Source organism: Sellimonas sp. (assembly GCF_047234585.1).
GTDB classification, from domain to species: domain Bacteria; phylum Bacillota; class Clostridia; order Lachnospirales; family Lachnospiraceae; genus Sellimonas; species Sellimonas caecigallum.
This window is the reverse complement of the sequence record NZ_JBKSWG010000006.1, coordinates 96,972-112,710: the sequence shown is the minus strand read 5'-3', so window position 1 is coordinate 112,710 and position 15,739 is coordinate 96,972. Positions and strand designations below refer to the sequence as shown.

General features: G+C 45.1%; 15 protein-coding genes. 7 read left to right on the top strand and 8 right to left on the bottom strand.

Features of this window, described 5'->3' with window-relative positions; all coding sequences use genetic code 11:
* From ACLROL_RS04005 to ACLROL_RS03990, 4 genes are all read left to right on the top strand, one after another.
* Positions 1–340: heavy-metal-associated domain-containing protein (locus ACLROL_RS04005; protein WP_413067374.1), on the top strand; the 340-nt coding region annotated here is incomplete at its 5' end.
* A 44-nt stretch (positions 341–384) separates the two neighbouring features.
* The gene (locus ACLROL_RS04000; RefSeq protein WP_039909619.1) at positions 385–618 is read left to right on the top strand and encodes a transcriptional repressor; all 234 of its coding nucleotides are present in this window, start codon (positions 385–387) and stop codon (positions 616–618) included.
* Between the two features lie 198 nt (positions 619–816).
* Positions 817–1,125, top strand: coding sequence for a DUF6110 family protein (locus tag ACLROL_RS03995; protein WP_413067373.1), 309 nt, complete (start codon positions 817–819; stop codon positions 1,123–1,125).
* Between the two features lie 2 nt (positions 1,126–1,127).
* Positions 1,128–3,209 carry a heavy metal translocating P-type ATPase gene (locus tag ACLROL_RS03990; protein ID WP_287448942.1) on the top strand — a complete coding sequence of 694 codons (2,082 nt, stop codon included), beginning with the start codon at positions 1,128–1,130 and terminating at the stop codon, positions 3,207–3,209.
* Positions 3,210–3,491: 282 nt separating this feature from the next.
* Here the strand turns inward: ACLROL_RS03990 and ACLROL_RS03985 are convergent, their stop codons facing one another.
* Positions 3,492–4,238: a hypothetical protein gene (locus ACLROL_RS03985; RefSeq protein WP_287448941.1), complete on the bottom strand. Its 747-nt coding sequence runs from the start codon at positions 4,236–4,238 to the stop codon at positions 3,492–3,494.
* Positions 4,239–4,873: 635 nt separating this feature from the next.
* Positions 4,874–6,106: an IS110 family transposase gene (locus ACLROL_RS03980; RefSeq protein ID WP_087203457.1), complete on the bottom strand. Its 1,233-nt coding sequence runs from the start codon at positions 6,104–6,106 to the stop codon at positions 4,874–4,876.
* A gap of 377 nt (positions 6,107–6,483) precedes the next feature.
* Here ACLROL_RS03980 and ACLROL_RS03975 point away from each other — a divergent pair, with 377 nt between their 5' ends.
* Positions 6,484–7,404 carry an AraC family transcriptional regulator gene (locus ACLROL_RS03975; protein ID WP_221919370.1) on the top strand — a complete coding sequence of 307 codons (921 nt, stop codon included), beginning with the start codon at positions 6,484–6,486 and terminating at the stop codon, positions 7,402–7,404.
* 56 nt (positions 7,405–7,460) lie between these two features.
* Here the strand turns inward: ACLROL_RS03975 and ACLROL_RS03970 are convergent, their stop codons facing one another.
* The 4 genes from ACLROL_RS03970 to ACLROL_RS03955 form a co-directional block, all read right to left on the bottom strand.
* On the bottom strand, positions 7,461–7,631 hold the full coding sequence (locus ACLROL_RS03970; RefSeq protein ID WP_204244035.1) for a DUF6903 family protein: 171 nt from the start codon (positions 7,629–7,631) through the stop codon (positions 7,461–7,463).
* A 13-nt stretch (positions 7,632–7,644) separates the two neighbouring features.
* Positions 7,645–8,517: a carbohydrate ABC transporter permease gene (locus ACLROL_RS03965; protein WP_288723159.1), complete on the bottom strand. Its 873-nt coding sequence runs from the start codon at positions 8,515–8,517 to the stop codon at positions 7,645–7,647.
* An 18-nt stretch (positions 8,518–8,535) separates the two neighbouring features.
* A complete protein-coding gene (locus tag ACLROL_RS03960; RefSeq protein WP_221919372.1) occupies positions 8,536–9,426 on the bottom strand; it encodes a carbohydrate ABC transporter permease in 891 nt (296 codons plus the stop codon).
* Positions 9,427–9,505: 79 nt separating this feature from the next.
* A complete protein-coding gene (locus ACLROL_RS03955) occupies positions 9,506–10,891 on the bottom strand; it encodes a carbohydrate ABC transporter substrate-binding protein (protein ID WP_413067372.1) in 1,386 nt (461 codons plus the stop codon).
* Positions 10,892–11,165: 274 nt separating this feature from the next.
* Between ACLROL_RS03955 and ACLROL_RS03950 the strand changes: the two genes are divergently transcribed.
* A complete protein-coding gene (locus ACLROL_RS03950) occupies positions 11,166–12,008 on the top strand; it encodes an AraC family transcriptional regulator (RefSeq protein ID WP_087199972.1) in 843 nt (280 codons plus the stop codon).
* A gap of 2 nt (positions 12,009–12,010) precedes the next feature.
* On the opposite strand, the gene ACLROL_RS03945 is transcribed toward ACLROL_RS03950, so the two are convergent.
* Positions 12,011–12,799, bottom strand: coding sequence for a sulfite exporter TauE/SafE family protein (locus ACLROL_RS03945; protein ID WP_221919405.1), 789 nt, complete (start codon positions 12,797–12,799; stop codon positions 12,011–12,013).
* A 208-nt stretch (positions 12,800–13,007) separates the two neighbouring features.
* Between ACLROL_RS03945 and ACLROL_RS03940 the strand changes: the two genes are divergently transcribed.
* The gene (locus ACLROL_RS03940; RefSeq protein WP_413067371.1) at positions 13,008–14,468 is read left to right on the top strand and encodes an arylsulfatase; all 1,461 of its coding nucleotides are present in this window, start codon (positions 13,008–13,010) and stop codon (positions 14,466–14,468) included.
* A gap of 88 nt (positions 14,469–14,556) precedes the next feature.
* On the opposite strand, the gene ACLROL_RS03935 is transcribed toward ACLROL_RS03940, so the two are convergent.
* The gene (locus ACLROL_RS03935) at positions 14,557–15,675 is read right to left on the bottom strand and encodes an anaerobic sulfatase maturase (protein ID WP_413067370.1); all 1,119 of its coding nucleotides are present in this window, start codon (positions 15,673–15,675) and stop codon (positions 14,557–14,559) included.
* Between the last annotated feature and the right edge of the window lie 64 nt (positions 15,676–15,739).

Below are 15,739 nucleotides of genomic sequence, written 5' to 3'. Positions count from 1 at the left end.
AGCAGCAGCGTATCTGATCAGAGCGAAAAGAAATGGAGTGAAATGCGTGGGGTGTCCGGCAGGAGGAAACTGTTCTGACCGACGGAAAAGGAAAAGAAAAAAACTGTCAGGGCCCATCATTGCGAAGAAAACTATCGTTATTTCAGGAATGCACTGTGAACATTGCGTGCAAAGTGTGACAGACAGTCTGAATCAGATTGATGGGGTCTCTGCCAAAGTAGATCTTGCAAAAGGATGGGCAGAAGTCTCTCTTGATCGTGAAGTAGAAGACGATGTTTGGATTGCTGCAGTGGAAAAAGAAGGATTTTCCGTGGACTCTGTTCAGAACCAGATATGTTAGAAATCTGTAAAACCAGTGAATATGGATGCATGGAGAAGTTTTGGATGAATGGCGAAAAAGAAAAAATAATAATAAAACTAAAAGAAAACGGCTGCAGGATAACGAAACAGCGGAAGATGATCTTAGATATTATCCTGGAAAACAGGTGTTCCAGCTGCAAAGAAATCTATGTTCAGGCATCAAAGCTGGATCATAGCATTGGGATGGCAACGGTTTACCGTCTGGTAAAGGAACTGGAGAAGATCGGGGTACTTAGCAGACAAATTGTGTATAAGTAGAAGAAAATGACTAAATTTCTCAATAAGAGTAGTTAGAATTGACTATCTGGAATTAAACTTGTTATTTTAATAAAAAGTCTTATAGAAGGAAGGGATACAATCGTGAAACAACACAAATTCTGGGCATGGGCATCTGTCCTTTGCTTTTTAATGTTATTCTATACAGGCTACAAACACAAATAATAGGAGGAATGTATTATGTTAAGTGATTCTGCATTAAAGAAAATTGGATGTTTTATAGGAGGAGTTCTGTTTGGGACGGCAGGTGTAAAAGTTCTTTCCAGTAAAGATGCAAAGAAATTGTACACGAATTGTACAGCAGCAGCGCTGCGGGCAAAAGACTGTGTAATGAAGACAGTTACTGTTATACAGGAGAATGCAGAAGATATCCTTGCTGAGGCGCAGCAGATCAATGAAAAGCGTGCGGAAGAAGAAGCAGATAGCGTAAAAGAGGATGCTCTTCAGGAAGATGGTGCGGCAGAGCAGGAAGAGAACGAACAGGAATAAGAATGAAGTTTATTATTAAACATGAAGTGAAAGGCCGTCTCCGCATTCATGTTATCCGAAACAGGATGACATGTGCGGAGGCGGATATTCTTTGCTGGACTCTTGAAAAACAGAAAGATATTACCAGTGTCAAAGTATATGAGCGCACCGCTGATGCTGTGATCTACTATACAGGAGACAGGGAAGAATTGATTGGCAGATTAAGAAAGTTTCGTTTTGAGAAAGAAGATGTGCCGGAAAATGTACTGTCAAGCTCAGGGCGTGCTTTAAATTCTGCATACAGAGAAAAACTGATTGCAAAAGTACTCTTTCATTACGGAGGAAAACTGATTCTGCCAAATCCGATAAGAAAGCTATGGCTTACTTTTAAGGCTGCCCAATATATTGGAAAGGGGATCCGGTGCCTGGCCAGAAGGAAGATTGAAGTTCCGGTATTAGATGCCACGGCAATCGGAGTATCCGTGCTACGCGGGGATTTTAATACTGCAGGTTCGGTCATGTTTCTTCTGGGAATTGGAGAACTTCTGGAGGAGTGGACACACAAGAAATCTGTCGGGGATCTTGCCCGCAGTATGTCGTTGAATGTGCAGAAAGTATGGCTGAAAAGAGGAGAGCAGGAAATCCTTGTACCGTCTTCGGATATTATGCCGGGGGATACCGTTGTGATACATATGGGAAATGTGATTCCTTTTGATGGAGAGGTATCCGCAGGAGAGGGAATGGTCAATCAGGCTTCCCTAACAGGAGAATCCCTTCCGGTAAGAAGAACAAAAGGACAGTCTGTGTTTGCCGGAACGGTCATGGAAGAAGGTGAATTGGAAATCTTAGTCAGGGCTGTGTCAGGATCTACAAGGTATGAGAAGATCGTGACTATGATTGAAGATTCAGAAAAACTGAAATCCGCACTGGAAAGCAAAGCGGAACATCTGGCAGACCGTCTGGTCCCTTATACACTTCTTGGTACTGGCATTGTAGGAGCACTGACTCGTAATGTGACAAAAGCACTCTCGGTCCTTATGGTGGATTTTTCCTGCGCATTGAAACTGGCCATGCCGATTACTGTTCTTTCGGCGATTAGGCAGGCCGGACAGCTGGGGATTACTGTGAAAGGCGGAAAATATCTGGAAGCAGTGGCTGAAGTAGACACGATTGTATTTGATAAGACCGGAACACTGACAAAGGCAAAACCAACGGTAAAGCAGATTGTTGTATTTGGTGATTATCCGGAACCGGAAGCTCTCCGTATTGCTGCCTGTCTGGAAGAACATTTTCCTCATTCCATGGCAAAAGCTGTGGTAGATGCTGCCAGAAGAAGAAAACTGTATCATGAGGAAATGCACTCCAAAGTAGAATATATCGTAGCACATGGGATTTCCTCTTATATTGACGGAAAGAAAGCTGTGATTGGAAGCAGTCATTTTGTCTTTGAAGATGAAAAATGTAAAATCCGGGAAATATACCAGGAGAAGTTTGATACGCTTCCGGAGGAATATTCCCATCTGTATCTTGCCATTGATGGAGAACTGACTGCGGTGATCTGTATTGAAGATCCGCTCAGGGATGAAGCAAAAGATATGGTACAGATGCTGCGGGCAGAAGGAATCTCTAAGATTGTCATGATGACCGGGGACAGTGAACGTACCGCTGCTTCCATTGCAGGACGTGTTGGTGTGGATGAGTATTATGCCGAAGTACTTCCGGAAGACAAAGCAGGATTTATTGAAAAAGAAAAAGCTGCGGGGAGAAAAGTCGTGATGATCGGAGATGGGATCAATGATTCGCCCGCACTTTCAGCTGCAGATGCAGGAATTGCGATCAGTGATGGAGCGGAGCTTGCCCGGGAGATCGCAGATATTACCATTGCTGCAGAAGACCTGCGTGGAATCGTAATGCTGAAACGGTTGTCTGATACCATGATGAGGCGGATTCAGGGAAACTACAAAGGTATTGTAAGCATCAATGGAGCGCTGATAGCTCTGGGCGTGGCAGGCCTGATTCAGCCAACAACATCGGCTTTGCTGCACAATACATCTACGATTGCAATAAGTCTGAGAAGCATGAACAGCTTATTGCCAGAGACATGATCATACATATATGATAATAAGCCGGCAGGACACAGATCTGCCGGCTCAATTTTTAAAACAATAACTTTATTTATGTTTTCCGGCAGAACACAAATGCAGAGCTAATAATAACAATGACAGAGCCATCATGGTGGATCAGAGCACTGACAACCGAATTAAGCAGGCCTGTAATTGCCAGAATGATCGCAAGGCAATTTAAACCCATGGAAAATGAAAGATTTAGATATACAAAGAAACTAATACAGTCACTATGTCCGACATGAGGATACATAGTGGCTATTTTTATGGTCTGGATTTTTCATTTTGGTAGCGTATAATAGGTTGATGACATTTTTTGCCTTTGGTTTTGCGAAGACCGAATACCATATCCGATGTACGCTCAAAAAATCCCAGGTCTTTTTTCCAGCTTATACCACATTTGCAGTGCTGTAAGCCGATAAACTGCTGTTTCATCTTCCTGCCGCAGTGTGGGCAGATCTTATTAGTAGTTCCCATAAGAATTCTTCCGGGAAAGCCAGTATTGGTGCTCTCGTTCTGCCTGTGTGGTATGCAATTCTTCAAATATCTCAAAAGCTGCTCGTTCAGCACTTTCAAAAGAATAGATTTTTTTCCCATTATAATTCCAGAAACTTTTATTGGCGAAATATATTCCAAAATTTCCATAACGACTTTTTTTATGGTAATGTATTCGCCTTTATATTTTTTGCTGTAGGTCTGTTTTTCTGGATTAAATCGCCATTCTTTATTGTTAAAATTCTTCCTGCGTGAAGCTCGTTTCCTTAAAGTATCCTCAGCTTTTCGTGGATTCACATAATCATCAGACATCTTTTCTGCACAAACACATCCAACACGCAATTTATGTGGATAGTCCGGATGCTGCATGAGATGTACAAATCGAATTCTTTCATTTCCACACATTTCACATTGCTCATAAGGTATCTCTTCTGTACCATCGACCAGATCAGCCAAGTCTTCAACGTCGATACAACGCCATCCTCTATGTGGTACGCCCTCTTTATTCCAGGTCATGGAAATCCTCTCCTTTAAACTTAACAAATTATTGAAAATTAAAAATGCTTAGCTCGATTATACCACATCGGAAAAATTTCTAAATATTTTTTCATTCCAACCTATATTTTCCCCTCTGAAACCTGCCATTAGTGAGAGGGCAGAGTTCTAAGACACATTCTTATATTTTCCCTTTCATCGAACCTTGACAATTTCATTGCCTGTCCAGATGGATACCCGGTATGCGAGTGTGCTGTTTGCGTACCCTGCCGGAGAAAACGCTGCGGAAAAGTGACCGGAGCAGGAACGGGTTTGGAAAGAGAACAGGTATAACGCTCAATAATCGTTATCAGCCTGCGGTATGCAGGCCGGATAACAGCAGATACCATGCGGGGAAGCTCTTTCAGGACTTCTCCGCATTCATGTGCTGTTATCAGTGCAAATTCGGGAAAGGGGGAAGGAAAGCCATGAAAAGATAAAAACGTAGGAAATTTTATGATACAGAAATGAAGAAAGTCCAGCGGTGATATGTCAAGAGGAAAATGAATAAAAATCAATAGATTTTTGCCGGTTTCCTCTGAAAATGGGCGCACTTTTCCAAGCCCCGCTATTTTCGATTTTTTAGCCGGGCGTGACTTCACCGTGAGAATCCAAACCTATTTGGATTCCGGTGCCTTATACAGGCAGTTGTCTTTCAGCAGTCGAAAGACCAGCCGCACCAATTTACGGGCAGTTAATGCGAGGGCACGTTTGTGCTGGTACTTGTTCACCTCATTATATTTGCGGTAATAAAAGCTGCGGTACTCTGCATCGCATCTCACAAGAGACATGGCAGCTTCACACAGGTAGTACTTTAAGTATCGGTTGCCGGAGTGGATCAGGCGCGTGTTCTGCGCCTCAAAGTCACCGGACTGATGCTGTGACCATGCAAGACCAGCATATTTGGCCAGGGAGGCCTGATTAGGAAAACGGTTGATATCACCGATTTCTGCAATGATACCAGCTGAATAGACAGGGCCAATCCCGTTGACAGATGTCAAGGTATTAGGAATCAGAGCCATCTGTTCAGCAATCACCTTATCAAAGGCTTTAATCTGTGATTCCATAGCTCTCATAGAGCTTATGGATATGGAAAGCACCTGGTTGACGGAGTCATTTACCGTCTTGGGAAGGCGGTAGGAACTCCGGGCGGCTTTCTGGATGGCTTTCGCCACGGAATCCGGGTCAGGGAAACGGTTCTTTCCTTTCTCGATGATAAATTCCGTGAGCTGATGTAAGTCCATGTTTGCTAACGCCTCAGCCGATTCAAAGGATTCATAGACGGCTAAGGCAGTAGTACTGAAGGTATCGGAAAATACCTTCTCCTGCGCCATCGTAGAATACTTCTTAAACAGATGGTTCATAAAACGCTGTTTTTCTTTGGTGAGATTCTGGACAGCGAAGAACCTGGCCCTTGTGAGGTTCTTAAGGGCAGCATAACGGTAGTCGTCAAGATAGACCTCTTTGTTGATTCTACCGAAGCGCAGGCAGTCAGCAATGACAAAGGAGTCCACATAGTCATTCTTAGGCAGGTCGTTGTAAGAAAGCTTGAACTTATTGACCTGCTTGGGGTTGAGGACATGGATCTTCTTGTTGTACGGCGCAAGGGAGCCGTCTTCCCTTAAGAAGCAGACGAGATTGTCGCCATAAACGGAGGTTGCCTCCAGACCGATGACAACGTCTGTAAGGGATTGAGAAGTGATAGCTGAAAGGATGCGTTTCACAAGCTGCCGGGAACCGTCCCGGGAATTGGGAACTGAGAAGCTGCTGTGTTTGGAGCCATCGGGCTTCATCAGATAAGCCACGTTGGATTTGCTGCTCACATCAATACCGACGTAAAGCGGGCTCATAGGATCACCTTCTTTCGTAAGAGTATTCGTGGTCAATCGGCTTGGCAATACCCACGATCATGGAGCATCAACACCCTCGCGATATCAGAATTCAGTCGGAGATGGGCGGATGCGAACCCCACTGCAAAAGGGACACCCATGAACTCCAACAAACAGCCAGCTGGTTTGAAGTTAACATCCATGTCAGGGGAACAGACTTTCCAATGAAGTAACCACAGGGGTTCAACAGGAGGTGGAAGAACTATTGCCTGATTGACACAGAGATCAATTATATCATGGGTATAACCAAACCGATTGATCCTGTCCCTTATTTATTCAGTTATCAAAGAACTAAGTAACTATTAACTATAAACTTATTATACGAGAGAGGTGTCATCATGGAATACCAGGGTATTGTTTTCCGCAAAGAATTACAGATCAACGAAATTTTCTCCCTCCACTACTTTGAATATATGAGTGACTTTTCTTTTCCCGGGGAGTCCCATGATTTTTGGGAGTTCGTGTGCGTAGACAAGGGAGAAGTGCTGATCGGAGCCGGGGATAAGACCCATGTGTTAAAACGCGGGGAGATCGTTTTTCATGAACCGAATGAATTTCACTGGGTCAGGGCAAACGGGAGCATCGCCCCAAATCTGATCGTCATTTCTTTCTCCTGCCAAAGCCCGCTTATGGATTTTTTCCGCGGGAAGATCCTCCATGTGGACGATGCGGCGCGGGGGCTTCTGGCCAAACTGATCACAGAGGCCAATCTTTTTCTGGAAGGCAGGCTGGACGATCCATACCAGACAGTCCTTGTCGCAAAACAGGAGGCACCTGCCGCATCCGGACAGCTCATCCAGATTTATCTCGAGGAGCTTTTAATCTATCTTTACCGCAAGTACAAAGAGTTCTCCGTCAAACAACCACCGGAATCTTATGTCGGAAAACCGGATAAGACAATGAAAGAAAATACGGACACAGAAACATTCAACCGGATCGTCGAATATCTGAATCTACATCTGTCTTCCCGCCTTACCATCGAAAAGATCTGTCGGGACAATCTCATCGGGAGATCACAGCTGCAGAAGATCTTTCAGAAAAAGAGCGGCCTTGGGATCATCGAGTACTTTTCCCACATGAAGATCGACGCCGCGAAACAGATGATGCGCACCGGAAAGATGAATTTTACCCAGATATCCGAACACCTGGGATACACATCCATCCACTATTTTTCGAGACAGTTTAAGAAAATGACCGGAATGACGCCGTCGGAGTATACCTTGTCCATCAAAGCCATGGCAGACAGAAAACTCAAATAAAAAAAGCAAAAAGCGCCTCCCGCTTTTACGCGCGGAGACGCTTTTCATTTACCGTATTATTTATACCTGTGATTATAGATAAACAAAAGTGTCAGAAGTCCGATCAGACCTACCAGTTCCATCATCAGGCCGGTTGCACTGATATTCTTTTGTCCGATGATGATCAGGGCGAGGCATACGATAAAGACAATGACCATAATTACATTTCTTACGATATTCTTATTCATTACCATTCCCCTCCTAACCTTTCAGTCCGCCGAGTGTCATACCTTCTGTCAGACGTTTCTGTACACAGATGTAGAAGATCAGTACCGGAAGCATTACGATAACAAGACCTGCGTACATGATACCGTAGTTGGTCGCTGTTCTTTCTACTGCCATCAGGTTCTTAAGTCCCATCGCCAGTGTTCCGTGTTCATCCATCAATGTGTATGCGATGATGTACTCGTTCCAGAATGTAAGGAAGTTGAAAAGGAGCACTGTGATGATGCTTGGTTTTGCCATCGGGATCATGATCTTTACCATCGTCTTAAAGTAACTGCATCCGTCGATGTACGCCGCTTCTTCGAATCCCCTCGGAAGTGTCTTAAAATAACTGCTCAGAAGATAAATCGTAAACGGCAGGTGGCAGGATGCATAGATCAGCGATAGTATAAATCGGTTGTCCAGGAAGAACTGGAATCCAAGAGCCGTATCCCAATCGCTCAACATCAGGAAGATCGGAACTACGATGTAGTTCACATTGATAAAGAGTCCTGCCATGAAGATGATGTTCAATATCTTGTTTCCTCTGAACTTAAATCTGGACAGTACATATGCTGCCGGAAGGGCGATCACAAGGATCAATATCAGAGACAGCACTGTGACCACAATCGTATTGAAGAGGAACTCTCCCATCTGAGCATCCTGGAACGCTACCTGATAGTTCTGTACAAACCATTTCTTCGGAAGTGCCCACGGATTTGTGCCTTCACCTATGAACTCAGAATTCTGCTTGAAGCTTGCCATGAATACCCAGGCCACAGGTACGATGATGGAAATCGCCAGAACGATGAGGGCTATGTAGATGACAACTTTACTTACGATATTACCTGGTTTTTTGTGTTTATTCATATCTCTGTGCCCTCCTTCCTACATTTCATAGACTTCTCTGTCTGTGATCTTGTTTACAATAGCTGCTAAAATGAATGAGAACAGGAATACGACCACGCCGATTGCCATACCGTATCCATATGCTCCGTTCCCATACGCCTGTTTGTACATATAGTTCAGGAATACTTCCGTCTTCCCGTTCGGACCTCCGTCCGTCATGATCTGTACGAACAGGAAGCTTAAGTTGATCGTACTGATGATGTAGAATGTCAAAGTTGTCCTGATATTTGTCCAGATCAGCGGAAGCGTCACTGAGAAAAATGTATGGATCTCTGATGATCCGTCCAGAGATGCCGCTTCATACAGATCTTCCGGGATCGCGGACATTCCGGACATATACATTACCATGTAGTATCCGATCGCCTGCCATACAAGGGCAAAGATGACGGAATAGATTACAATGTCCGGCTCTCCCATCCACTTGTGTGTCAGTCCATCCAGGTGGATTGCTTCCAGGAAAGTATTGAGAAGACCGTTGCTCGGATCATAGATCGCTCCGAAGATACCGCCGATAACAACGATACTCAAAATATTCGGTATGTAGAAAATAACACGGAAGAAATTTTTTCCCTTGAATTTTCCCCGTGACAAAAGCGCTGCAAATAAAATTGCCAGCACGATCGTACAGATCATTACGAGTACGATGATCAGAATCGTGTTCTGCATGGCTTCGAGGAAGTTTTTATCTTCCATCAGTGTCTTAAAGTTCGAAAGCCCCACAAATTCGCTTGTATTCGTGATCGCGCCCATGCGGAACAGGGACATCTTGAATACATTGATCGTCGGATAGAAGATGAAGATCGCTACGAGGATCACTGCCGGAGCGAGGCAGGCCAGCACAAATCTTCTCTGAGATTTCGCTCTGTTCATTTTTTCCCTCCTTCTCTTTTAAAAACGGTGAGTTGTCGCAACTCACCGTTTATTACTCTAGTATCAAATCCCGTTCGGCTTATTCCATGTTATCTGCACATTTTTTCCATGTGTCGACAAGCTGCTTCTGCCAGTCTTCTACTGTCATATCTCCAGTGTTGATGGACTCTACTGCACCGTATACATTCTTCTTCATATCAAGTCCTTCGATCGGTTTTGTTGTAGCCCATGTACCTGTTACAGATACAACGTCTTCTGCTGCGGATGCTGCATATACGTCTTTTGTTGTTCCTTCCGGAAGTTTGTCAGCTGCTCCCTTGACCGGTGCAACGATCGGTGCAGGTGTTGTCTCTTTTGTCTCTTTGTTTGTCGTCGTATTGTTTAACAGAATATCAACAACTGTATCAGAGTACATAAATTTGATGAATTCTTTTGCAAGGTCCATGTTCGGAGCGTCCTTCGGGATCCACATCTGTTCTGTGAACATGTAAACAGCCTGTGTTGTGTCTCCAGACCACTTCGGCGCCGGCATCATACCCCAGGAGAATTCCTTCGGTGTGGAAGCTGCCATTTCTCCGATAACCCAGTTTCCGTTTGGCATGAAAAGTGCTTTTCCATCGATCACGTTCTGCTGGTTGATCTTGAATCCGCCGTCTGCGTTTGCGTTAGCAACAGTATCTTCCTGTGTGTACTCCGGAGTCACAAGTTTACCAAGTGTATCAAGCACTTTTTGTCCTGCTTCGGATGTCCATGTATCTGCATCGTATTTTAATGCCTTGTTGTAAAAGTCCATTCCGCCTGCCTGTTCGAGCATTGTGTACATTGTTGCATCCAGGTATCCTGCCTGCGGGAATGTGAAGAGGGAAACACCATCTTTCTTTGCCTGATCTCCAAGTGCGAAGAACTCATCCCAGTTTGTCGGAAGTGTATATTTTGCATTGTCCCCTTCAAAAAGGTTCTTATTGTACCAGAATCCTGTCGGTGTGTAGAAGATCGGAGCAAGGTAGATCTTTCCGTCTCCGTACGGCTGAGCGTCTGTACCATCAAGGATACCGTCGATCAGTCTGCCTCTTAACTCATCGTCAAACACATCTGAGATGTCTGCCACTGCATTTTCTTTCAGCATGTTTTCCGTAAATCCGCTCTTCTGTCCGAGATTGTAGTATACAACGTCCGGATAATCTTTATTCTTGATGTTCTTTGTGAGGTCCTGATCAAGTTCAGAAGAAATCTGCAGTTCTACTTTAACTCCTTCGTTTTCTTTTTCGAATGCTGCAGCGATATCTTTCCAGATCTGTTCTCCGTTACCACCATTGAAAGCAGCTACTTTCAGGACATTTTCGTCTCCGCTCTTGTCTGATCCGCCTTCATCATTAGACTTGCTTCCACATCCAGCCAGCGCTGTCACTGTCATGGCAGAAACAAGAGATAAAGCAACCAGTTTCTTTACCTTTTTCATTTTCATAATTAATCTCCTCTCTGCTGTCGATGCCCCAGCTCAACTCATTGACACGTACGGCTGCATCACTCGCCGTACCCTTTCGTTTTATATGTCTAAATTATAGCTCGAATGCCGGGACGTTTCTATCTTTCTATTGCTCTCTTTTTTATAAATCTTGCTTTTTTTGTGCATTTTATGTATTATATTATTAAATCATTGCCGCTTACCCAAACATTTTGAACAATATAGTTATCTGTATATTCAGGAACTTTAAAGAAATAAAGGAGAAATTGTATCTATGAGCAACAGACATTACCCTGTAAAAGAAACCGATATACGTAAACTGAACTCAAAACTGCTTTCCATTTCTTACGCAAAAGACGAAGGCGACTGGACCAATATCCTTCACACCCACCATTTTACTGAGCTTCTTCTTGTGGTAGACGGAAAAGGATCTTTCCTTTTCGGCACGGAAAACCACCCCATCAAGCCGGGAGATCTGGTCATCATTCCCCCTTACACGGAACACACGGAGCAGTCTTCCAAAGATACGCCCCTTGAGTACTATGTCCTTGGAATCGACGGAATCTCATTTATGGACTCTGCCAACCCGACCGGGCAGATTCTCTGTAACTTCAAGAACGATCCAAGTATCCTGGAGCTGTTTCGCCAGATGCTCTTTGAGATCCGAACTTTACAATATGGGTCTGAAGCAATCTGCCAGCATCTTCTGGAAATCCTGATCCTCAAGATCATACGCACGTGGAAACTCGTTCCTGTTCCGATCAGTTCCATAAAAATGACAAAAGAATGTATGCAGATCAAGGAATATCTGGACACTAATTATGCGCAGCATATTACCTTAGATACGCTTACCGCCCTGACACATATGAATAAATATTATATGGTGCATTCTTTTACGAAATATACCGGGCTCTCCCCGATCCAGTATCTGAATCAGCAGAGGCTTAAGACAGCCTGCCGGCTCCTGGAATCCTTCAACTATTCCATCGCACAGATTTCTTCGCTGACAGGCTTTTCGTCCCAGTCTTATTTTACACAGACATTCCGGAAAGCTTATGGTATGACTCCCATCAAATACCGACAGACACACAGCCTTCCGAAAAAAGAAAAAGATTGACACTACGCCATGCCGAACTTCACAGCATTGTAGATATTGATGCAGATGATGACTGCCATCAGAAAAATGAAAAGTTTATTGACATTTTCTTCGCTGATCTTTTTGTTGATCCTGCTGCCGATAGTTCCGCCAAGGATCCCTCCAACGACCATAACGATGAAGTAAACAGCCTTCACATCCGGCACGGTCCCGGTAACGATCGTCTGTATCAGGCTTGTAATCTGCGAAAACATGATAATGTAAAGGGAACTAAGGGCAGCCTCCTTCGTGGACATGGAAAAGAAATATGCCAACACCACAAGATTGATCGGTCCTCCGCCGATTCCAAGGAAGCTGGACATGATGCCGAGGATAATACCTATGATGACACACACCCATATCTGTCGGCATTGTCTTGTCCGGATTTTGTTCTTATATATCGTGTATACAAGTGTCCCAAGTGTAATGAGGATCAATACAATGGCCTGAGTCATCCCTACAAGATTCTCATTTCCCACCGTCTTCTTCAAGGCCTGGAACATACTTTTCCCAAGGACGCCTCCTACAGCAGCCCCGATGGCCAGAGCTGTGGCAATCTTCACATTGAGCTTTGTGGACTTAGCCTTGATATTTTTGTACACAGAGACCACAGACATGGCCAGCACTGTACATCCCGACAGGAAACTGATGCAGCTCACGCTCATGATCCCCGCTGCATCCAGCACCGGCTTGATGATCACGCCCCCTCCGATCCCACAGATCGATCCCACGATGGATGACAGTATACTGACCGCAAAAAATGCAAATACCATAACCATTTTTTTCTCCTCCTTCTTTGGGCACAGTTAATTTTACTATACCTCTTTCTTCTGTTTTCTTCTACCTCTTTTCTTGTCCACTTTTTTATAAATCTTGCTGTTTGTTTTTTATTTCCTGTCCTTCCTTGCTTTTCCAACCGATGTGTATTATTGTGTAGTCAGAACACACGACAGACCAAAATGAAAAAGGAGTACCAGAAAAATGAAACAGCCTAATATCATATTGATCATGACTGATCAGCTTCGCGGCGACTGTCTTGGCTATGCCGGACACCCGGATGTAAAGACTCCATATCTGGACACACTTGCATCCAAAGGAGTCTGTTTTGACCGCGCTTACAGCGCTTGTCCAAGCTGCATCGCGGCCCGCGCGGCACTCCACACCGGAATGGAGCAGAGCCACCACGGACGGCTTGGATACGAAGACAATGTACCGTGGAATTACGCTAACACAATGGCCGGCGAACTCTCCAAAGCCGGGTACTATACCCAGTGTGTAGGAAAGATGCATGTCCATCCTCTCAGGAATTATCTCGGTTTCCACAATGTGGATCTGCACGACGGGTATCTCCACGCCGCACGCTACGGGAGTGTCCCATACCGGGAATCCCAGTTTGTTGCCGACGACTATTTTTACTGGCTGAAGCAGGAGCTTGGTGTGACAGCAGATGTGACTGACACCGGTATCGACTGCAACAGCTACCTTGCACGTCCTTGGATGCACGAAGAGAAGTATCATCCGACCAACTGGGTCACAGACCGAAGTCTCGACTTCCTGCGGCGTCGGGATCCAAACCGGCCATTCTTCCTTATGGCCTCCTACCTGCGCCCGCACCCGCCATTTGACGCCCCGCAGTATTACTTTGACCTTTATAAGGATAAACCGCTCCGCGAACCTTTCGTAGGCAGTTGGGAGACAGAAGAATACCTGAGAAAAGACGGCCGGATCTTTGACTCCAAAACCGGACCGATCGACAAAGAACTGGCTCGCCAGGCAATGATCGGATACTACGCCTGCATTACCCACCTGGACCACCAGATCGGACGTCTGATCATGGCCCTCATCGAACAGGAAGTGTACGATGATTCCGTGATCCTTTTTACTTCCGACCACGGGGAAGAGCTGTGCGACCATCATATGTTCCGGAAATCCCGCCCATATGAAGGAAGCTGCCATATCCCATTTCTTATCGCAGCCGGGAAAAATGTACTGCCGGATCTGAAATCCTCTTCCACATGCCACGCGGTCGTGGAACTCAGGGATGTCATGCCGACACTCCTTTCTATCGCCGGCGCCGAGATTCCGGACAGTGTGGACGGTTCCTGCCTTCTGCCTCTCACGGCCGATCCAAGCGCATCCGTCCGCCCTTGGCTCCACGGGGAACATTCCTACGGGGAATTTTCCAACCACTGGATCGTGACGGAGACAGACAAATATATCTGGCATTCAGCAACCGGTCAGGAGCAGTATTTTGACCTGAAAGAAGATCCACACGAACTTTGCGACCGTATCGATGATCCGGACAGACAGAATCGGATCCACGAACTTCGAGGGCATCTGATCGACTGCCTGAAGGATCGGACGGAAGGCATGAGCGACGGCTCCCGCCTGATTTCGGGGCGCCCATATCCTGTGACACTTCCACAGGCTACCGCCCGCTGATAAAAAATGAAATGACAGAACACCTTAAAAAGTACCGAAAAGCATCTGCTTTACGGTACTCTTTTTGTGGCGAATCTGAATTATGTTTTCACACATATCTATTTTTCGCCAGCCATTCCAGCCTTCCGATGGCATACTCAAAAAATTCTGTGTACACTTCACAATAATAATTCCTGACAGTTCCCGCCTGCTCCTCACAATCCCGCTTGCATCCACCTCTGCAAAGGGGGTACCATCGACAGGATGGACACCTGTCGTCTCTTCTGGCAGGATTTTCAAAGAATGTCCCTTCCTCTTCGCGCGATGCCTGCTCCTGAAGCGCCGCAAAGTCCGTCTCTTTGATATTGCCCATTCTGTATGTATCCAGCGCATAAAAATCACATGGATACACACTTCCGTCCGCTTCTACTACATTTTGCATACTGCATTTTCCATACATCGTGCACGCCTCCGGTGTCCCGCCGCGAAGCACATGCAGATAATTGTCAAACTGTCTGATATATACCAGATTCCCTGCTCTTTTATCTTCAAACCAAAGGTCAAACAATCTCTTCAGGGCATCTGCATACAACTTCGGGGGCAGAGAGTAATTTTCTTTTCCCCGTTCTCTATCCAAAGGATCCAGACAAGGGATATACTGCTGATAATATAGCCCTTTTCTCATAAAAAACCGGTAGATCGCCTCGATCTTTTCTGCCGTCTGGCGGTTGAGCACACAGAGAACATTCATATCTACCTGCTGCTTTTGCATCTTTTTTATGTTCTCAAAGACTTTTTCGAACGTACCGCTGCCATCTGAGGACAATCTGTTCTCATCATGTGTTTTCCGTACGCCGTCCAAAGATACTCCTACAAGAAAACGATTTTTTCGAAAAAAAGAAATCCATTCATCATCGATCCCATATCCGTTTGTTTGAATCGTATAAGAAACTTTTTGCCCGTTCTTTCTCTTTTCTTCCACAGTTTTTGCAAAGGTACGAAAAAATTCCAATCCGGCAAGCGTCGGTTCTCCTCCCTGAAATGCGAACACAACGTTTTGCGCACATGACAGCCCTTTTTCAATGATTGCTTCCATCACTTGCGGTTCCATTTTCCCGAGATTCCCTTCTTTCCGGTGTGATGCCTCATCTCTGTAAAAGCAATAGCGGCACCGGAGATCACATGCAGAGGATGCCGGCTTTATCAAAATCTGAATCTGCTCCATCATTTTTTCTGTCCTTTCCGTTTATAAGCCAAACCCCTGCTCTGCATCCTTGAATGACAGCGCAGGG